Raw genomic sequence first — 19,917 nt, 5'->3', positions numbered from 1 at the left:
GAGGCGCAAGTTAAACGCCTCTATTAGCCACAAAATACTAAACTACAACACTTCTCTTCCCAAGAAAGATTGCAGAACTTCTGGTATTAAAATAGTGCCATCAGATTGCTGATAATTTTCCAAAATCGCAGCCATTGTGCGCCCTACAGCCAAACCAGAACCGTTGAGGGTATGGACAAACTGAGTTCCCTTCTTCCCCGCTTCCTTGAACCGGATATCAGCCCGGCGCGCCTGGAAATCTACAAAATTGGAACAACTGGAAATCTCCCGATACTTCCCAGAAGAAGGTAGCCAAACTTCTAAATCATAGGTTTTAGTAGAAGAGAAACCCAAATCCCCGCTACATAAATTAATCACGCGGTAGGGTAACTTGAGAGCCTGTAAAATCGCTTCCGCGTTTCCTACCAGTTTTTCCAATTCCTCAAAAGATGTGCTGGGATGTACAAATTTCACCAACTCTACTTTATTGAATTGATGCAAGCGAATTAACCCGCGCATATCACGCCCATAACTACCCGCCTCCCTACGAAAGCAAGGAGTATAAGCACAATGGTAGATAGGTAAACTTTCCGCCGCCAGAATTTCTCCTCGGTATAGGTTAGTTACGGGTACTTCTGCTGTGGGAATTAGCCACAAATCATCATCAGCACATTTAAAACTTTCTTCCGCAAACTTAGGTAATTGGCCTGTGGCTGTCAAAGAATCAGTATTTACCAAAAGTGGGGGACTAACTTCTACATAACCTGCTTGGGTTTGCATCGTCAGCATAAAGTTAATTAATGCTCTTTCTAAAGCCGCACCAGCCCCGACTAAGTTCACAAAACGACTCTGGGCAACTTTGACAGCTCGCTCTACATTGAGAATACCCAGCTTTTCGCCCATTTCCCAATGTGGCAGAATATCTGGGTTTTGAGGTATGTACTCATCACCCCAACGGCGAACCTCTACGTTATCGTCTTCAGTTTTACCCAAGGGTGTAGCATCACTGGGGATGTTGGGAATGGCGAGAATAAGTTGCTCAATTTCCGCTTTGAGTTCTTTTTCCTTGGGTTCTAGTTCACTTAGTTGAGCTTTAATGGCGTTACCCTCATCCCGCAAGCCTTGAATCTCTTGGTCTTGGGGACTGACACCAGATTTAATTTTCTGCCCAACGAGTTTACCAATTTCATTACTACGCGCTTGCAGTTGGCTACGAGTAATTTCTATGTCTCGTTGCTGTCGATCTAACTGTAATATCGGCTCTAGGTCGTATTTACCACTACGACTGTCTAACCGTTCCTGAATTAGTTGGGGATTTTCCCGTATTTGCTTAATATCCAGCACAGATTTTTCTCAGTCTTTTGCCTACTTCCTGCCAACACATCAGCATATACTGATTTTGACTTGCTATGACAGGAAAAGCAAATACAAAAATTATTATTGCCAGGATACTGACGTAAGTGGCGAGTTTTGAATTTGCATCACTTATGATCGGTTAATGCGATTGAGTAGCCATAGTGAACCGACTAACCCAGCAAAGTGAGCTGACACAGTATTTGTGTTTGCCTGTACTACTAACATATCTAGACCACTGATGATTCTGGTAGGGTCAAAAAACTGCGTTGTTATAGCTTGGGGAGAGATTGACCTAGCTACCAGTGTACCAACGATCGCCTGCGCTCCTAAAAGCGTTACTAGTGTCCCGGCTAAGTTTACCCACAGTCCTAAGCGCAAGACCTGCACCGTCTCAACTTTTCGAGGACGATTGCTAGGGTTTGATGAGAGCAGTTGTCTACCAATTCTGGTGTAACGATATGCCAAATATATCCCACCACCTAAGATGAGAATGCCACAAACTGCTAAAAATACACCGAAACTAGTCCCAGGGTTATTACTAGGACTACCTGCCCTTTGACTGAAAACAGCAAACAATAACACAATAATTCCAGAAACTACACCTAAAACTAATTGAATCCAAAAGCTAATCCAACCTGTGAGCCGAAAAGTTTGGGCAATTGTACGGAGATTTGAGGAAGACGATGGCGCGTCAGAGTTTTGTGACATACGAATCACTTACCTAATAGGCACTTAATTATTTTATTTATGACTTACACACAGGTAAGGATACTTTAAATACTAGGTTCAGGAATATTGTCCAATAAAACTTTTCAGACTTACATCCCCCTCACCTTTAGTCAGAAAATTTTGGTGTCAGCCATACTCATACAACACTTACCAGATCGAATATGAAAATCTCAAGCTCAAATATCTCAGGGTTGCATATTTTTTGATGCTGTCTTCAGTGCTGAGGGTGTCACCATATCATCATTAGCTATCTAACTATTTGATGATTTGCAGCAAGATATCGATGCTAAAAACAAATTATTGATTAACTTTTACAGATTTACACACAAAATGGCATTTTCCCTGTAAAATTTTTTTCGATAGCATCTTACGTTTAAGCAGTTCTAACCAGATCCGCATTACTTAACACCAAGATAGTGGCATAATCTGCTATCTTGACTGCTCCTCAACACACGAATTAAAGCTTGGGCGGGAGCGTTACTTGTTGACGCTCCTAAAACTTTTGCCATTTTCCCACGGTTTAAAATCATGGGTTTTCATTTTCGTTTTTACACTTAGGAAACTCTGCCCAAGTAGCACTATATACTTACTCAGACCAGAGTAGCAGCATATACTGACTACAAAGATGTAGATTTCAGCCTAAGCCATACTTTTAGCCATTTACTCACTATGAAACTTGAGGATATATATCAATTCTTTGAGAATCCTCCGCCGACTTATCTCTGTCAAGAGCTAGCAATTTGTTACATTCTGGATGTATTGCTACAAGGTGAATCTTACGGTACTGAGTTGATTCAACAATTAGAAGCTGAATACCCCACCTATCGACTTTCTGACACTGTGCTTTACAGTGCGATTAAATTTCTCGAAGACCATCAGGCTATTAATGGGTATTGGAAGAAATTAGAAGGTCGAGGCCGCCCTAGACGGATGTACCAAATTTCTCCAGAATGGGAAGTACAGGCACAGCGTTTGGCAAAGCTTTGGCGAGATTACATAAGTCTGAGGACAAAGTAAAATCTTACACTTTTGAATTAAGCTGTCATTGATGATGCTTTTTGGCTGTTAACTCTCAAAAGTTAACAGTCAATCAATTTTATATTTTGGATTTTGGATGGACTGCACCTATAAAGGGATACAGCTTGGAGATTTTAGATTAACTATCTTCTCTAGGAGATGAGCAGGCGATATTTTAGATTTTAGACGTTCCCTTACACAAGAGACACGATTGCACGAACAACAATCCAAAATCACGCCACTGGCTACAACGCGGTGAACCTACGCAACGCAGTGGCTCCAAAATTTAAAATCTAAAATTCGGATTTCCTTGGCATTGTTTACGAAAACATAGGGATTTCAAGACTTAATTCCCATTAAACTTAACTTAGATTCATAAATTCAGGATAATGAAGACTGAATAAATCTCCTTGCAGTTAAACAGCACAAACCAATTTATGGATACCGCTACTTTGTCATCTACTTTTCTGCTCACCTTGTTGTTATTGGTTGGTCTGTTTTTCTTTATTCGGGCTGCAACAAAAGACCGCACTCAAACAGCACAACTAATATCTGAGCAAGATGAAGCAGTTTTTATGCCTCAGCTACAAGCCTATTTTCTCTCCCGTGCTTATCGGGTGATAGAGATTGATCAAGTACAAAACCGAGTGGTTTTTGAAGGGTATGTCCAGCCTAGTATATTTTTGGCTGTCTTTTTAACTTTTTTGGCTGCGGTTGGTCTTGTTTGTCTATCGTTGGTTTTATCTTTTCTGTTTCCTCAATTGAGTCCGATTTTTCTAGGACTGTTAATACTTTCACCTGTAAGTGGGATGTTGTACTGGCAAAAGGCAGGACGCATAGAAAAAGTTTTGCTGCAATTTGAACCCAAATCTAGTACGCAGGAATCTTTGAGTAGAATCACTGTGACGGCTCATCGTGATGAGCTAGCTGAGTTACAGAAAGCGTTACCCTGGAAGCCTAGCTATTGAAGCTCCAAATTTTAGATTTTAAATTTTGAAGCCACTACATTGCGCGGGTTTCCCCTGTTGTAGCAAGTGGCGCGATTCCGGATTGAGTTTTTTCGGTTCATGTCCCGCAAGACAGTGGGGAAAATAAATCTAAAAATTTTCAATTTAATCTCTAAGCCCCGCATCTTTTTGGTCGGGGTCAATCTAAAATTTAAAATCTAAAATCCAAAATTGTTCGATGCCTCTGATGACCTAAATTCAGAAAAATGTTCTGATTGAGGGTTAAATGCTGAGTAAATAGACAGTAGAGAAGTAGTTAGTATAGGTAATGCCATTTTGCCTATTTTCCCTACGGCATGATGTCGTAGGGAAAATCAGCTTACATTGGCAGAGCTGTATCAGCAATCCAGAGGATGAAAGCACATCTTAAAACTCTCGCTTTTGGATACTTTTAGCCCTATTCTGACTACCTTGGTTATCCTATGACCAACAAACAGGCGATAAAAACCAAAAACTCGATTTTTAGCCGATTGTCTATTTACTTTGGTCTGAATTTACTGGCTAATTCAGTTACAAACTTAAAAAAAATGGAAACTTTGCGTAAACTAAGCCAGTTTGCCAGTTAAATGGTTGTCAGAAGTTGCACACAACGCGGTAAGATAACCATTTGTGACTCAGCGACTAGCCACAGCAACTTGTTCCAAACCTGCGGGAGATTCTAGTGTCCGCAGGCTAGGAAACAAGAAATGGTTTTCTTCTACGTATTGCGCGCCAAACAGCCCTTTCTCTGCCCAGAAATAGCGGTCTGTAGTGTGTTCGTTTCGCTTTACGAGTAGCAAAGCTGGTGGCAAGATCCCTTCAGCTTGAATGAATTTTCTGGCTGCTGTCACAGGTTTCTCTTCGCCGCTTTCGATGCTATATTGAGGCACGTGTTCTAAAATCCGCCGTCCTTCTTGGCGACGACGACTTTTTCTTTTCCGTCTTCTTGCCAACCTATTTTCCTCCTCTTTCAAGCTATAGATTGTAGTTATAGCTACAAAATCCGTCGTCATTATATAAGTTCTAGTTCAAAAGATCAATAGTTTTTTAACTTTTGATACAGCGAAAATACTCTGATTGACAGTAGATTAATCCCGACTAAAGAAATAAATAATCTCTTAGCGAAAACCATAACTCACAAGAATTAGTTAAGCTTTATTAAATAGTTGAGAAAAACAAAGACTTTCTTTTATCTTCTCTAAAATTCCGTGATCCTGAACAATAGCTGAAAAATGTTAATGTCTGCCAGTTCAGATTTTGTTGCTCTATGCCGAGAGCAAATAGCGTTGTTAACCCAAGGGCTGGGAGCATCTTTAAGCGTGGTTTATTTGGCGCAAGAATTAGTAGACTCTCCCACAGGAGAGACGAAACTAATTCCTGTCGTAGTTTATCCAGAAACAGCCGTTATCCTGCCAGGAGAGGAAATTGTCCTAGCCGCAGCTCAAAAACAGCTAAGAGTGGGAAATTCGCCCCTGATACCGCAGCAATCAGCAAGACTTTTGACTCCAGCACCAACAACGGAAACGCCGCCGACTGAACACAGACATTTAGCGGAAGATTTTTTGCTGAGTGGACATCAATTTGTCTTCCCTCTAATTCATGAGGGTGTGATGATGGGATTATTGGTCACAGGTAGGGACGATCGCCCGTGGGATGAACAAGAACAAAACCAGATTCAAAGCATTGGGCAAACATTAGCGATCGCTTGTATTTTGGATCAGCGTCGAGCCTGGTTACAACATCAGTTGCATCAACAGCAAATTTTGCAAGAGCAACAGCGAGATTTGTTAGATAACTTATTACATCAGTTTCGTAACCCGCTAACCGCTTTACGTACTTTTGGTAAATTGTTACTCAAGCGGTTACGTCCTGGCGATCCAAATCGGGAAGTGGGAGAAAATATTGTCAGAGAAAGCGATCGCCTCAAGGAATTGCTGCAAAAATTTGATGAAGTGATTGATTGGGCGAATGTAGATTCAGAATTACTAGCATTACCAAGCAATGATGTATTTGTAGAAGCAACTGTCCAAAAAGAATCTCAGCCAGTATTATTATTGCCAGGAACAGGAGATAAGGAAACAGATTGTTCCTTGGCGGAATTATTAACACCATTACTGGTTTCTGCCCAGGCGATCGCCCAAGAAAGAAATCTCGAATTAATATTAGCAATACCGCAGAATTTACCTTTAGTTAAAGCTAACATTAAAGCTTTGACTGAAGTATTAAGCAATATCATTGATAATGCGCTCAAATATACTCCGGCTGGCGGTAAAATTTATATTGAATTGGGAAAAGTAAAAGCTAACTTGCAAGGCATAGCAATTAGCGACACAGGCCCTGGTATTCCCAAGGAAGATTTAGCCCATATAGGTGAAAGACATTACCGAGGAGTGCAAGCCCAAACAACAATTCCAGGTACGGGTTTGGGAATTGCGATCGCTAAACAACTCATCGAACAAATGCAAGGACAAATTGAAGTTTTCAGCCCAGCAATTAATTCGGCGATCGCTACACCAAATGCACCAGGAACTACTGTGATAGTTTGGTTGATAGTTAGTCAATAGTCCATAGTCCATAGTCATTAGTCATTAGTCATTATTCTTCCTTGTCTCCTCTGTTTCCCTAAATAAATTAACCTTCTAGTGAAACAGTATTAGATAAAAACTATTGACTGTTGACTATTAACTGTTGACTGTTGACTGTTGACTATTGACTATCTTGTAGAAACCAGTAAATTTTGATTAATTGTCATTTGTAGGTCTGTGTCTGGGTTGATGGCAATTAAGTCTACGCTGTTTCTACCGAAGAATAAGCCGATTAATCCACCGATAGCCGCACCGCCTAAGACTTCCTCAGTGGCGATGGCGCGATCGCCTGTCACCGCAGATACCGCAGCAGCTGCACTTGCACCTAAGACGGTATTTCTGATGATTGCACTGGTGCTAGTACCTTTTCTTACTGTTTCAGTTTTGGTGATGACTTCGGAAGTTGCATTTAAATTGTATTCTTGACCATTGGTTAATACCAACCTTTGAGCCACGAATTGCGAACCGCGAGGTGCGGGTCTGAGTTGACCAATTACTTGGCTACCAGCCGGAACAACTACTGTTCCGTCTTGTGTGACCACGTTTTGCGCCACTGTCAAAGATAAGGGTGCGGTTTCATCCTTTGTCACCAGAATTTTTTCCGCCTTGTCGTACTTCACTGGAATCACCGTCCCTTGGGGAATGGTGACGGAAATGGGTGTGGGAGTTGTTGGTTGGAGGGCAACAACATAGGGTGAGTTGATGGCGGAAGCTTGATTAGAACTAACTAGGGCTTGATAGATAAACGCTGCTACTTGGGCGCGTGTAGCGGTGCCTGTGGGGTTGAGAAACCTGACATTGGGGTAGTTAACGACAATTTGCCTTTCCGTAGCCGCAGCGATGGGGCTACGGGCATAATTGGCGATGTTAGATGAATCATTGAAATATTGCAGAGTGCCTTCTATGTTACCGCCAGGTGCATAATCTAAACCATTAGCTAGTGAAACTAATACTTGCTGACGAGGAATGTTTTCATTTGGTCGGAAACTGTTACCAGGATATCCTGATAAGAAACCGATAGAGTAAGCTTGTTGAATTGCACTATATGCCCAATAGTTAGTAGATACATCTACAAATCGTATTGGTTGACGTTCGGGTGCTTTTTGGAAGGCTTTATTGACCATTGCGGCAAATTGAGCGCGAGTTACTGGTTCTTCTGGGCGAAAACTGCCATCAGGAAAACCTGCAATCACACCTCTTTGTGATAGCTCTCGAATAAATGGTGATGCCCAGTAGTTTGATGAAACGTCAGAAAAAGTAGTTTGAGCAAAAGAAGGAGCTGCTACCACAAAAGGTGCAACAGTTCCGGCTGTGACACTTAAAGCCATGAGTGCAGCTGTGCCGGATTGCCAACGATTTAGTCTAAACATAATTTTATTACTCCACACAATTACTTTTTTTCTATGTTAATTTCTTAGACATTTTATACACAAAAAAGTTTCCGTTAATCTGCATTACCTGAAATGATAATTTGTCTATATGTGACAGTTAATCTTGTGTTTCATACCCAAAAGCCTATGCAATTAGTTATAGTAAAATCACTTAATCCTAATTATGATCAATACAAAAGGCAAATGAGTATTTGGTCATGACTTTATATCTAAATAAACTATGACTAAAGTCATAGTTGCGAATATTTAGAACGACTAGAAAAACCAAACTATATTAAATCGTCATATAAAAATACTAAAATTTAGTTCGTAGTAAGGACTTTAGTCCTTTTTTGTTCGCGGAGTGTCTCGTTGAGAGAACTTTAGTTCTCTCAACAAACGTTTAGTTATTTACCCCGTTCTATTTACTGATTTTAGTAGCAGCAATCTGTGTAGCAGTAGGAGATGTATAACTCTATTTATGAGCCAAGCATTAAAAAAAGAGCGATCGCCTACTTTATATGACAGTGGCGATCGCTATTGAATGATTATGGCAGTCACAACTCAATCTCAAGTCAGATAATTAGCGGATAAGATCCACATTTAAGTTAGAACTGAGTGCCAATCTTAAGTCCCTTTCTGGTCGAATCACAAAAACTTCAGTTTCTTTCTTCCGCAGTAGCACACTAGCTAAAGCACCAGCAGCACCACCAGCTAAAGGTTCGCCAATCTCAATTCTCCTATTACCTGTAATCAGAGAAATTGCCGCAGCAGCACCAGCACCAATTGCCGCATCTGTTAATATTTTGCTGGTGTCGTTTTTGCTGATTTTCTCTGTTTGGGTAATTGTTTGTGAGTTAGCACTAATAAATTGTCTTCTACCAGAAGCATAGATTAATTCTCTAGCGACAAATCTCACCCCTCTGATATTTTCTGTATTGTTTCTATCTGTGGAGTATTGACCATCAAAATATACTGGTTCTAATTGTCCGACAACTTCAGTTCCAGCAGGAATCAAGACGTTTCTATTACCATCAATTATGTTGTTAGCAATCCTCAAAGTTAATGGTAGAGTTTCACCTCGACTAACAACAACTTTGTCTTTTTCATATCTGACTGGAAAAGTCACCCCAGCCGGGATAGCAACTTTTCTATTTTGTCCGATATTATATTGGGCATTAGCAGCAGGAGCAAAGGCAATCATTGGGGTAATAGCACCTGTGGTAATTGTGATTGCCATCAGTGCGGCTGCTCCAGATTTCCATTGATTCAGGTGGTTCATAAACTTTTGCTGTTTGAGTGCGGTGATATATCTCACATGACGAGTCTTGACTGAGATTGTTTCTGAGTGCTTTTTACAGTGGAAAGAGTTTGGGGATTGGGGATTGGAGATTGGGAAAAGGAGACAAGGTAGACAAGGTAGACAAGATGGAATTGATTTCTTAACTAAACCATTCAGCACTCATTACTCAGCACTCAAAAATGTAAATTTTTATAAACTTGCAGACACCTAGACTGGAAACCTGATAAACACCCAGATAAACTATCAAAGAGTGCATCTGTACTGCTAGCTAATAATATATAAATGTGGCGATATAGCCTGAATGATTCCAGTACAACTTATCCTCAAAAATTTTCTGAGTTACCGTGATGCAACTGTAGATTTTCGGGGGTTGCATACGGCTTGTATTTGTGGTTCTAATGGAGCAGGTAAATCATCGCTCTTAGAAGCCATTACTTGGGCGGTTTGGGGTGAAAGCCGGGCGGCGGCTGAAGATGATGTGATTCATGCGGGTGCAAAGGAAGTTAGGGTTGATTTTACTTTTCAAAGTAATCAGCAAACGTATCGCATTATTCGCAGTCGGGTGAGAAGTGCGGCTGGGGTGCTGGAATTTCAAATTGAAACGCCTGCTGGTTTTCGTCCTCTGACTGGTAAAGGAGTCCGTGCCACCCAAGAGGTAATTTTAGAGTACGTTAAGCTGGATTACGATACTTTTATTAACTCAGCCTATCTGCGTCAAGGGCGTGCAGATGAATTTATGCTCAAGCGTCCAAGTGAACGCAAAGAAATTTTGGCGGAGTTATTAAAGCTGAATCAATATGATGAATTAGAAGAACGAGCTAAAGAATCATCTCGTCAATTTAAAGCTAGAGCCGAGGAATTAGAACGTTCTTTAGAGTCGATTAAAACCCAATTACAACAACGTCATATTACCCAAGCGCAACGGGCAGAATTAGAAGCGGAGATTAACCAGTTACAGCAAGTCCAGGCGTTTGAAAATATTAAATTACAAAGTTTGCAAGTTGTTCAACATCAACGTACCAATTGGGAACAACAGCTAAATTTTGTCAAACAACAATATCAAAATTTAACTCAAGATTGCGATCGCCTGCAACAAGAGCAGTCAGCTATTAACTATCAAATTGCCCAGTTAGCAGCTTTAATCAATCAAGAAACAGAGATTAAAAACGGCTACACTCACTATCAAAATTTGCAATCTCAAGAAGAAGCCTTCGCTATTAAGTTTGACGAACACACTCGTGCTACGGCACTGCGCCAACAACAACAGCAACAACTCACCAAACAAATTCACGAATTAGAAAGACAATTACAACAAGTCCAAGGACAATTAGCAGCTTTACAACAGCAAGAACAAGAAATTCAGCAAACCTTGGCTAAATCAGGGGAAATTGAAGCAGCCTTAGCCCAACTCGCCGCCGCTCGTCGTCATTTAACCCATCTTGATGAACTGCAAATGCAAGTCGCACCTTTATTACAGCAGCGACACAATTTGCAAAGTCATTTAGATAAGGTTCATGCTGGGTTAGTAGCACGTTTAGAACAGTTACAAGTCACAGAAAATCAATTGCAAAAAGCATCTCAACGCCAACCCCAACTGCAACAAGCAGTTATGGAAGTGGCGATGCAAATTGAGCAAATGGAGAAAGACAGGGTTTATCTGCAACGAGTCCAAGAAAAAGGGCAAGAAAGAAGGCATTTTATTGAGCGTCTACAGGCGCAGCATCGAGAATATGAGAGATTATTGGGAGAATTAGAACAAAAATTGCAAATGCTGCGTACTCCTGATGCGATTTGCCCTTTATGCGAACGTCCTTTAGATGAACATCATTGGAATCGTGTGGTTGATAAAACCAAGGGTGAGTACAAAGAAACAGAGGGGCAATTGTGGGTATTTCGGGAACAAATGGCGGTTTCTGATAGAGAAATTCAATTGTTGCGGCAGGAATACAAAGAAATATTCCAGAAATTAAACGCTTATGATAGCTTGCGGGAGCAGAGAGGACAATTAGCCGCCCAGTTACAATCAACTAGTGATGCAGAACAGCATTTACAACAACTAGCTGCTGAAAAACAACACCTAGAGCGATCGCTGCAAGCTGGTGATTACGCACCCACACAGCAAGCCGAACTCAGACAACTCGAACAATATCTGCAACAACTAAATTATAATGAGCAAGACCATGCTCTAGCTCGCAGTGAAGTAGAAAGATGGCGTTGGGCAGAAATCAAGCAAGGACAAATCAAAGACGCTACCAAACGCCAAGCCCAAATCGCCGCCCGTAAGCCAGAATTACAAGCGCAAATTGCCGAATTACAAAGCAGAATTGAACAAGAACAGGTAGATTCGGAATGTGCCAAGCAAATCGCGGCGATAGAGCAGAAAATTAGGGAAATTAGCTATAGTTCCGAACAACATAACCAAATTCGCACCAACCTACGTCAAGCCCAAGCTTGGCAGTTACGCTATCAACAGTTACTATCAGCCCAGCAACAATACCCCCAACTCCAAGCCAGATTACAAGATTTAGAAGCATCTAGAAACACGAGATTGCAAGAAAGACAACAACTCGTCACCCAAATCACCGAAATAGAGGGACAGTTAGCCGCATCTACCAATCCCATTGCAGAGATTCAAGCCTTAGAACAACAAATAACCACCCGCAGAAGACAACTAGATGAATGTATCACCCAGTTGGGGCGGTTAGAACAGCTAGCTTTGCAACTAGAAAATTTACAAACGCAGTACGAAGAACAACAACAACAATTACAAACTTGTAGGCAACAATATCGGGTGTATCAGGAATTAGCCCAGGCATTTGGTAAAAATGGCATCCAAGCATTGATGATTGAGAACGTACTGCCTCAACTCGAAGCCGAGACAAATCAACTATTGTCACGGTTAACAGCTAACCAACTGCACGTACAATTTATTACTCAAAAAGCAGGCAGGAATGGTAAATCTACTAAGAAAAACGCCAAATTGATCGATACCTTAGATATCGTCATTGCCGATGCTAGAGGCACACGCGCCTATGAGACGTATTCTGGGGGAGAAGCCTTTAGAATTAACTTTGCCATTCGGTTAGCCTTGGCGAAACTATTAGCACAACGAGCTGGAGCCGCCTTACAGTTATTAATTGTCGATGAAGGTTTCGGTACACAGGATGCCGAAGGATGCGATCGCCTGATTGCCGCCATAAATGCGATCGCCAACGATTTTGCCTGTATCCTCACTGTCACCCATATGCCCCACCTCAAAGAAGCCTTCCAAGCCAGAATTGAGGTGAATAAGACACAGCAGGGGTCACAAGTTCGGTTATTGAGTTAAGAACTGGGGAATGGGGATTGGGATATCCCCATTCCTCTACATCCATAATCTTACGCAATCACGGTAATACTATTACTTGTGAGTGCGGCTTTATTGGATAACAAACCGATTTGAACTTTGTTTGCACCGCCGATACCATCTTCATCAAAGAAGAGTTGACCGGTTGTCTTGTCATAGATAAAGCGATCGCTGGCGGCTACAGCACTACTACCCAGGTGGAATAGTCCAGGATCTAATGTACCTAGGGCTTGGCTAAGTCCAAATTCTGATTTGGAAATTAAGATGGTATCTTGCCCAACTTTGAAGTCGGTAATTGTATCAAACTCTCCTGTTCTCGTATCACTTAAAGAGAAGCGATCGCTACCGTTACCGCCAGTGAATAAGTCACCACCTCGACCACCAACTAACAAATCATTGCCGTTACCACCGATTAAAGTATCGTTACCATCACCACCATAGAGGATATCATCACCGTTACCACCATCCAGGTAGTCGTTACCATCACCACCATAGAGGATATCATCACCGTTACCACCTAGTAAGGTGTCGTTACCTCGCTCCCCGTAGACGATATCGTTACCGTTGCCTCCATCTAACAGATCATTGCCATCGCCACCATAGAGGATGTCATCACCGTTACCACCCCTCAAGGTATCATGACCGCCTAAACCCCGGATAATATCATTGCCATTAGTACCAATGAGGTTATCGTCACCTGGAGTGCCGAGAATCACGCCATCAAGTGGTTTGATAGTGACGCTGACGGATGCCGTTGCAGTGCCACCTTTACCATCGCTAATCGAGTAACTGAAACTATCATTACCAACATAGCCAGTATTTGGGGTGTAAGTAATAAAGTCATCAGCAAAGTTGTTCGGCGTACCATTATTATTGACGACTGCAATACCATTCGTGGGGTTAGATACCAAACTCAGTTGCAGAGGATCACCATTAAAATCACTGTCATTAGCTAGAACATTAATGTTAATAGCTGTGTTTTCATCGGTAATGGCGATATCGTTGATGGCTACAGGGGCAGTATTTAAATTCAAGCCAACAACTACTGGGTCATGATCTGAGGAGCGGAAAGGATCGGGATTGTACAAGCTGTTGATTTGTGCTGCTGACTTGAAGTTGGTGTTATAGTCCAGAACGTTAGGTTCATCAGCATTAATATGCCACTTAGTCGCACCAGATACTTGAGCAGTGAGAGAATTGTTGGCTAAAGCATGGTCTAAAGAACCCCACTGACCATCAAACACATAGGAATAGGTGGTGTTTGGTAACAGGTTATTATATCCGACATTTTCTAAAGCCTTAATGGGGTCTTCCTTGGCGTAGGCGTTCAGGTCGCCCAAAATCAAGTAATCTGTATCAGTTGTACCTGTGGGATTGGTTGCCAACCATGCAGCTAAATCTTGAGCTGCACGGGTGCGTGTACCATTAGATAAACCTTGACCATCGCCAGCGTCAGCATCACCGAGATTCCCAGAACTAGAACCTTTGGATTTAAAGTGGTTGATGACGGCGGTGAATTGTTCACCAATGGAATTTTGTAAGAAGGTTTGCGCCAAGGGTTTACGGTTATTGTTATCAAAAGCACCTTGACCGAAACCATCGGGGACTGTAGCTGCTGCACCAACGGGGGTTACACTACTAGGTTTATAGATAAAACCAACTGCGATCGCATCCGTACCAAGTCTAGGTAATCCTGGATCTATAAAAGCATAAGTACCAGCACCAGCTACAGCATTGAGTCCATTGACTAAATCTTGAATGGCACTTAAAGAACCGTAACCATCATTCTCAATTTCAATTAGACCAACAACATCTGCATTTAATCCTAAGATGGCAGCAATTGTCTTATCACGCTGACGGTTAAACTCAATTAGGTTTTCTGCACCCCGTTGTTCAGGACTGGTGAAGCCACCGCCAGTACCATTACCGTTGAAGTAGTTGAGGACGTTGAAACTAGCAACTTTCAGCGTACCACCGACATTTGGTGTTGTTGTTGGGCGGGGATTAGCTGGTGTAAAGTCTACTCCAGTTGAGGTTTGTACGCGATACCCTTCAAAACGGTGGTCTAAAACACCAGTAATGCTAGCCACAGTATCGCCACCCCGTAGGGTATTAGTAGCACTTAGGGGTTGACCATCACGACCAAAGATAATGGTAGCTGGGTTTTGGACGTTACTACCGTCATCTAAGATGATGCGGCGTGTAGCAATCTCTTGTAAATAAGCACTGTAACCAGCAACACTGGGGTCATTAAATTGCGTATACTGCTCTAGTCTTGCATCTGTGCCAGGTTGATTACTCACACCAGTTGCAGACAGCACAACCTGACCGAACCGACCAAGTTGGAAATGTTCAGTCACAGCTAAATCTCCTTCAGCTGCAATCACTCTGACTAGCATCCCTTCGTAGCGTTCCCAATCTACAACGCTAGCCACTGGTAATTGGATGGTAGTGACAGTAGGGAGAACATCTGCACCCAAGTTAACTACGCTACTAATATTGGACAGTTGCGTGAGACTGCTAGTATTACCACCACTGCTGCTAGTAAATTCACTGATAGTTCCAGTCACGCGGACTTTATCACCAACATTTCCAGTGAATCTACCTGTGGGGTCAAAAACAAAGATACCTTCCGACGTTGTGGAGTCATTATCGGCATCTGCGTCTTCTTCTTGGACAAAGAAACCACTCAAACCAGTACCACCAGGAAAGGCCGCTACGACGATCCCTTCAATTGTCCGCACACCACCAAAGGCAGAGTTAAAGGCAGAACCACTACCTTGTATTTGGTGAATTTTGGTAATGGTGAGTTCCACATCATTATCAGTGATAGTGGCAGTAACTGAGCCGATGTTAATGCCGTTGTAGTTAGTATCACTACTAGCTACAGTATGGGTAATTAAACTGATGTGTGTACCTTCTACTAAGGCATCATCTACCGCAGTTACCGTCACCGTTTGGGGTGTATTCCAGTTAGCAGGGGTGAAGGTAAGAGTAGTGACGCTAGTTATGGTTTGGGAATCGGGGGTAATCGTAACTGTGACGTTGGCTGTGGGCTGGGTATTTAACACAATAGTGTAGGTATCCGTTGCCCCGCCTTCGGTGACGTTGGTACTACCACCAGATTCAATCAAGGTGATACCAGGTAAGGAAGCAGTGGCAACCCGTAAATTATCAATTCCTAACCCATGATCTGCCCCTGTATCATCTATATCACTCCAGCGTAGCCACATTTCTTGACCAGGAGCGAGGGAGAAGCCAGTAATTGCACCGGAGAGAATCACACGATTGCTACTTGCATTCCCATCCAAAGCTGCTGCTGTACCAGTAGCAACCGGCCCGATAAAGTCTAGGGAATTGACATCAACCCAAGTTCCAGAATTAATGCTAGTCGCTCCAATTTGGTAGGCAAAGTCGAGTTTTTGTTGTGTAGTATTGCCTCCGTTGCGCCATTGTTCCCCAACGTAGCTTACGGAAAGAGATGTGATGGTACTACCTGTATCGTTGTAGAAGCGCGCACCGTAGAAAATTGTCCCTGTCGTGCCGGATGCGACTGAACCTAAAGCTCTATCTAAGTTATTCGTGGCACCAAAACTGTAGAGGCTGCCAGTATTAGCAGAACCAGTACCAGCGTTAATGGGAGGATTAGTTACAGGGTTATTGCTGCGGCTGGTGTACCAACCTGCCAGGGTTTGGTTATCTGTCCAAGTTGCGTTAGCGGTGCCGAGGCTATCGAAGTCTTGGAAGTAAGGTGTATTGAGGGAAATTGCCCCGACTGGGAGGGTGGTAATTGGCGCACCCAAGGTAATGATTTCGCTGCGGAATTTTTGGAAGTTATCTTGAGCTAAGTCTTTGGAGATTGTGCCATTGTTGTACCAAACAGTATCGCCGTTATCTACCAGTAATTGAATTTGGGTAGTGTTGGTGAGAGTATCTGGCACTTCCACAATCGATTCAAAGCTGCCGTTAGCCAGCAACGCTGTTAAATCGGCACTACGCAATACAGGCACGTTGCTAGGATTACCATCCCAGGTGTAGAGACGGAAATCGTTGGGTGCTGTGCCTGTAGCTGCACCAGCAGGGCCGGCAATGATGACGTATTGGTTATTAGAGTTACGGTCAATGCTGCGGATACCACGTCCACCTAAATCCAAGAAGATAGGCGCGCCAAAGGTTGCAGAGCCACTTGTCCCGCCCGTAGGAGCGAGAATATTGGTAAAGTTAGTGACAGGAATAATTAGTGCTTGGTTACGCTCTGGTGTGGGGAGATTGGGCGCACGGAAAGCAATGTAAGCCGTATTACCATCGGGTGCAATAGTCAAGCCTTCAATATTGAATCCGCTAGGAGTTTCGGGAAGAACACCCGCCGCCGCACTTGCAGCTAGCCCCAAGAATCCAGCACCTAAGCCGTGACCATTGTTATTATCCCAGGCAATTAAGTCATTTTCCAAGAAACGGTAATATCCCAAGAACGTCAGGGTGGTGTTGACTCCTGTACCAGAAATTTGGGTGGCAAAAATCCGTTCTCGGTTTGGTGCGCTGTTACCGCTACTGTTGTTGCTGTGAGAACCCATCCAGTAAATGACGTTGCCAAGGCGGGTAGAGGCTTCGATGTCTACTTCGCTAGAACCGGATAATCCCAGGGAAGAAGTGAAGTTAAAGCTGGCTAATGGTAAACCGGAGTTATGGCGATCGTACAGGCGAATGGTTTGGTCTTCGTCGTCGGCAACTAACATATAATTGGCATCAATGGCGATCGCACTTGATGCGTCACTTGTTCCTGTGAGAAAACGGGTATTAGGACTGACAGACCCAGCCGAAGCAGCATAGTTAATAATGTAGGAGCTGCTTAGTGTGCCATCACTCACGGTAACTGTAATATTGGCTAAACCCACACCTGTAGGATTAATCTTCAGATTACGCTCTGCACCAGTACCAGTCAGGGTGAGGTTAGCATCAGCAACCACAGCCTGATTACTGCTAGTGACTGTAACTGTGAGATTGTCAATGGGGGTATCTGAATCACTTAAGGTAAAATCTATACCCAGTGTCCTAGCAGGGTCGGTAGGATCATTAATGACACCACTAATTGCACCAGCACCGATTCTGGGTAGGAGAACTGGTAGGTTTTGCCCATCTAAAAAATCAGTAGTGCTGGGATTAATTTCAATTCTTGGTGCGCCAGTTGTGGAGGTGGGGTTGGGAATGTAAGTACCTGGGTTGCCGATATCACCACCTGTAGATACGCGAGAATTTTGGGCATCATTAACGGTGGAAAGTTTCCAAGCGGTAGTAATTGTGAAAGCATCCAGGTTAGCGGCTTCCGTCCAACCGCTAGCGTTTTGGGTACGAATAGTACCTGCAAATACTTGGTCGTTGTAGGTGAGACGATCTATCAGTTGTCCGTTGTTATCGTAGAGGTTAATCTCATCCTCACGTCCTAAACCTTGGTTGGAGTTACCGATAATTTTCACTGAGGCGGGTAAATTCCAAGCAGCACGGAAGGTTTCGGCGGAGGCTTCGGTTAAGATGACTGATTCTCCCGGCTGGACAATCCCAAAAGCACTTAAAGAGAAGGAACCAGGAATGCGAGTATTATCATCGAAACTCCAGCCTGTAAAGTCTACTGGTGTAGTGCCGAGGTTGGTAAATTCGACAAACTCTCCATTTGCACCAGCATACATATACTCGGTGATTTGGACATTAATGTTAGTGTTGGGTGGTGCGTCGTTGTCTGTGATGTTGACAGTGATGTTGGCGATCGCAATCCCGTTATAGTTAGCATCACTACTACTGACACTATGGCTAATTGTGCCTGTGTGCGTCCCCTCAACCAAAGTATCATCAACCGCAGTCACCGTTACAGTCTGAGCTACATTCCAGTTCTGAGGCGTAAAAATTAAAGTTGGTGAACTAGTTGTCACCTGATGATCAACAGTGATATTAATAGTGACGTTTGCAGTCGGCTGAGTCTTCAGCACGATGGCGTAACTATCTGTTGCACCACCTTCAGTTACATCAGTGCTATTACCAGATTGAGTGATGACTATACCTGGGATGGGTGTAGCATTATAAAAACCTGGGTTGCCAATATCGCCACCTGTAGATGTGCGCGAATTTTGGGCATCACCTACGGCAGAAAATAGCCAATCAGTATTAATATTGACTGCATCAAGATTACTGACATCAGTCCAGCCACTAATGTTTTGTGTGCGAATTGTCCCTGGAAAATTTTGATCACCATAGGTAAGACGGTCTATCAACTGTCCGTTATTATCGTATAAGTTGATTTCGTCAGCCCGTGCCAGATTCTGTGTTAATCCACCAATAACTTTAACGGCAGCAGACAAGCCCCAAGCTGTACGGAAAGCAGTTGCATCGGCTTCTGTGAGGATAACTGATTCTCCAGGCTGCACAATCCCAAAAGCACTTAGGTCAACAGTACCAGGTTGGCGATTACTATCATCGAAACTCCAACCAGTAAAGTTTACTGCTGTTGTACCCAGGTTGGTAAACTCAATGAATTCACCATTAGCTCCAGCATACATATACTCGGTGATTTGGATATTGGGTACAGGCAAAGAAAGTGTGAATGATGACGGCCAATTCGCGATATTCGTAATGGTGGAACTAGTCGTCCAATTGGCTGGGTTGGAAATAGCCGCTAATAGTTCTGCCTGGGTGCCAGTGGTAGAACCGTTATAGTAAGCATTTGTCCCATTATTAGCAGTCAGGGCGATTGTTGTTACGCCCGTGACTAATGTGCCACCATTAGCAGCAGTAGGTTCAGCAGATGTAGTGGCACTAGTGGCATTAATACTCCAGTTACGCGCATTCAGGGCATAAATTAAAGTGGGACTGGCTAATGTTCCTGTAAAAATGATTAACGAATCACCATCGGTACTGAGGGCAAAGTTACTAGGATTATTAGAGTTAAACCCTGGTGAATTACTACTACTGCCATTAGTCCAGGTGAGAACTGTGCCTGCGGGGATGTCTGTAAGTGCGGTGTAAGTAAGAACTCCCTCTGTAGTTCTGAAAGCACCATTAGATTGCCAACCGTTATCCGTAACACTGAAGGTTGTACCAGCACCAATATCAACAAGTACAACGAAACGAATACTATCTGGATTAGTGGTATTGTAACCAGCGATCGCAATATCCCCAGGCTTCAGAATTGTAGCTGTCATAATGATTAATATGTAAGCAAAATTGTCAAAAATTTGCTTATTCAGCACAAAGAATT

At 42.9% G+C, this 19,917-nt stretch carries 11 protein-coding genes; 4 read left to right on the top strand and 7 right to left on the bottom strand.

Annotation, left to right across the window (positions count from 1 at the left end; translation table 11 throughout):
- Positions 1–42: 42 nt before the first annotated feature.
- The 3 genes from serS to CLI64_RS32055 all read right to left on the bottom strand — a co-directional run bounded on the left by serS (position 43) and on the right by CLI64_RS32055 (position 2,594).
- Positions 43–1,323, bottom strand: coding sequence for a serine--tRNA ligase (gene serS, locus CLI64_RS28385; RefSeq protein ID WP_103140333.1), 1,281 nt, complete (start codon positions 1,321–1,323; stop codon positions 43–45).
- A 141-nt stretch (positions 1,324–1,464) separates the two neighbouring features.
- On the bottom strand, positions 1,465–2,043 hold the full coding sequence (locus tag CLI64_RS28380) for a DUF3611 family protein (RefSeq protein WP_103140332.1): 579 nt from the start codon (positions 2,041–2,043) through the stop codon (positions 1,465–1,467).
- Between the two features lie 419 nt (positions 2,044–2,462).
- Positions 2,463–2,594, bottom strand: coding sequence for a hypothetical protein (locus tag CLI64_RS32055; protein WP_264082476.1), 132 nt, complete (start codon positions 2,592–2,594; stop codon positions 2,463–2,465).
- 139 nt (positions 2,595–2,733) lie between these two features.
- Here CLI64_RS32055 and CLI64_RS28375 point away from each other — a divergent pair, with 139 nt between their 5' ends.
- Both CLI64_RS28375 and CLI64_RS28370 read left to right on the top strand, forming a co-directional pair.
- Positions 2,734–3,081 (top strand): PadR family transcriptional regulator, encoded by a 348-nt coding sequence (locus CLI64_RS28375; RefSeq protein WP_103140331.1) that lies wholly within the window; start codon positions 2,734–2,736, stop codon positions 3,079–3,081.
- A gap of 437 nt (positions 3,082–3,518) precedes the next feature.
- On the top strand, positions 3,519–4,049 hold the full coding sequence (locus CLI64_RS28370; RefSeq protein ID WP_103140330.1) for a cofactor assembly of complex C subunit B: 531 nt from the start codon (positions 3,519–3,521) through the stop codon (positions 4,047–4,049).
- Positions 4,050–4,702: 653 nt separating this feature from the next.
- Here CLI64_RS28370 and CLI64_RS28365 read toward each other — a convergent pair.
- Positions 4,703–5,020: a DUF3155 domain-containing protein gene (locus tag CLI64_RS28365; RefSeq protein WP_103140917.1), complete on the bottom strand. Its 318-nt coding sequence runs from the start codon at positions 5,018–5,020 to the stop codon at positions 4,703–4,705.
- Between the two features lie 279 nt (positions 5,021–5,299).
- Between CLI64_RS28365 and CLI64_RS28360 the strand changes: the two genes are divergently transcribed.
- On the top strand, positions 5,300–6,631 hold the full coding sequence (locus CLI64_RS28360) for a GAF domain-containing sensor histidine kinase (RefSeq protein WP_103140329.1): 1,332 nt from the start codon (positions 5,300–5,302) through the stop codon (positions 6,629–6,631).
- A gap of 149 nt (positions 6,632–6,780) precedes the next feature.
- Here CLI64_RS28360 and CLI64_RS28355 read toward each other — a convergent pair whose 3' ends face one another.
- Together CLI64_RS28355 and CLI64_RS28350 are read right to left on the bottom strand one after the other, a co-directional pair.
- The gene (locus CLI64_RS28355; RefSeq protein ID WP_103140328.1) at positions 6,781–8,022 is read right to left on the bottom strand and encodes an S-layer homology domain-containing protein; all 1,242 of its coding nucleotides are present in this window, start codon (positions 8,020–8,022) and stop codon (positions 6,781–6,783) included.
- 583 nt (positions 8,023–8,605) lie between these two features.
- The gene (locus CLI64_RS28350) at positions 8,606–9,304 is read right to left on the bottom strand and encodes a conjugal transfer protein TrbI (RefSeq protein WP_103140327.1); all 699 of its coding nucleotides are present in this window, start codon (positions 9,302–9,304) and stop codon (positions 8,606–8,608) included.
- A 322-nt stretch (positions 9,305–9,626) separates the two neighbouring features.
- Between CLI64_RS28350 and sbcC the strand changes: the two genes are divergently transcribed.
- Positions 9,627–12,653, top strand: a complete 3,027-nt coding sequence (sbcC, locus tag CLI64_RS28345) for an exonuclease subunit SbcC (protein WP_103140326.1) — start codon at positions 9,627–9,629, stop codon at positions 12,651–12,653.
- 50 nt (positions 12,654–12,703) lie between these two features.
- On the opposite strand, the gene CLI64_RS32050 is transcribed toward sbcC, so the two are convergent.
- Positions 12,704–19,861, bottom strand: coding sequence for an ExeM/NucH family extracellular endonuclease (locus tag CLI64_RS32050; protein ID WP_103140916.1), 7,158 nt, complete (start codon positions 19,859–19,861; stop codon positions 12,704–12,706).
- Positions 19,862–19,917: the final 56 nt, after the last annotated feature.

The organism is Nostoc sp. CENA543 (genome assembly GCF_002896875.1).
Lineage (GTDB): Bacteria > Cyanobacteriota > Cyanobacteriia > Cyanobacteriales > Nostocaceae > Trichormus.
The sequence above is the reverse complement of the archived record's forward strand: the minus strand, read 5'-3'. Positions and strand labels throughout refer to the sequence as shown.

What these genes read in the sequence shown, in the direction of transcription:
- CLI64_RS28380 (WP_103140332.1), bottom strand. Translation starts at nt 2,043, where the DNA reads ATGTCACAAAACTCTGACGCGCCATCGTCTTCCTCAAATCTCCGTACA.
- CLI64_RS28355 (WP_103140328.1), bottom strand. Translation starts at nt 8,022, where the DNA reads ATGTTTAGACTAAATCGTTGGCAATCCGGCACAGCTGCACTCATGGCT.
- CLI64_RS28375 (WP_103140331.1), top strand. Translation starts at nt 2,734, where the DNA reads ATGAAACTTGAGGATATATATCAATTCTTTGAGAATCCTCCGCCGACT.
- CLI64_RS28350 (WP_103140327.1), bottom strand. Translation starts at nt 9,304, where the DNA reads ATGAACCACCTGAATCAATGGAAATCTGGAGCAGCCGCACTGATGGCA.
- CLI64_RS28360 (WP_103140329.1), top strand. Translation starts at nt 5,300, where the DNA reads ATGTTAATGTCTGCCAGTTCAGATTTTGTTGCTCTATGCCGAGAGCAA.
- sbcC (WP_103140326.1), top strand. Translation starts at nt 9,627, where the DNA reads ATGATTCCAGTACAACTTATCCTCAAAAATTTTCTGAGTTACCGTGAT.
- CLI64_RS32055 (WP_264082476.1), bottom strand. Translation starts at nt 2,594, where the DNA reads ATGATTTTAAACCGTGGGAAAATGGCAAAAGTTTTAGGAGCGTCAACA.
- CLI64_RS28370 (WP_103140330.1), top strand. Translation starts at nt 3,519, where the DNA reads ATGGATACCGCTACTTTGTCATCTACTTTTCTGCTCACCTTGTTGTTA.
- CLI64_RS32050 (WP_103140916.1), bottom strand. Translation starts at nt 19,861, where the DNA reads ATGACAGCTACAATTCTGAAGCCTGGGGATATTGCGATCGCTGGTTAC.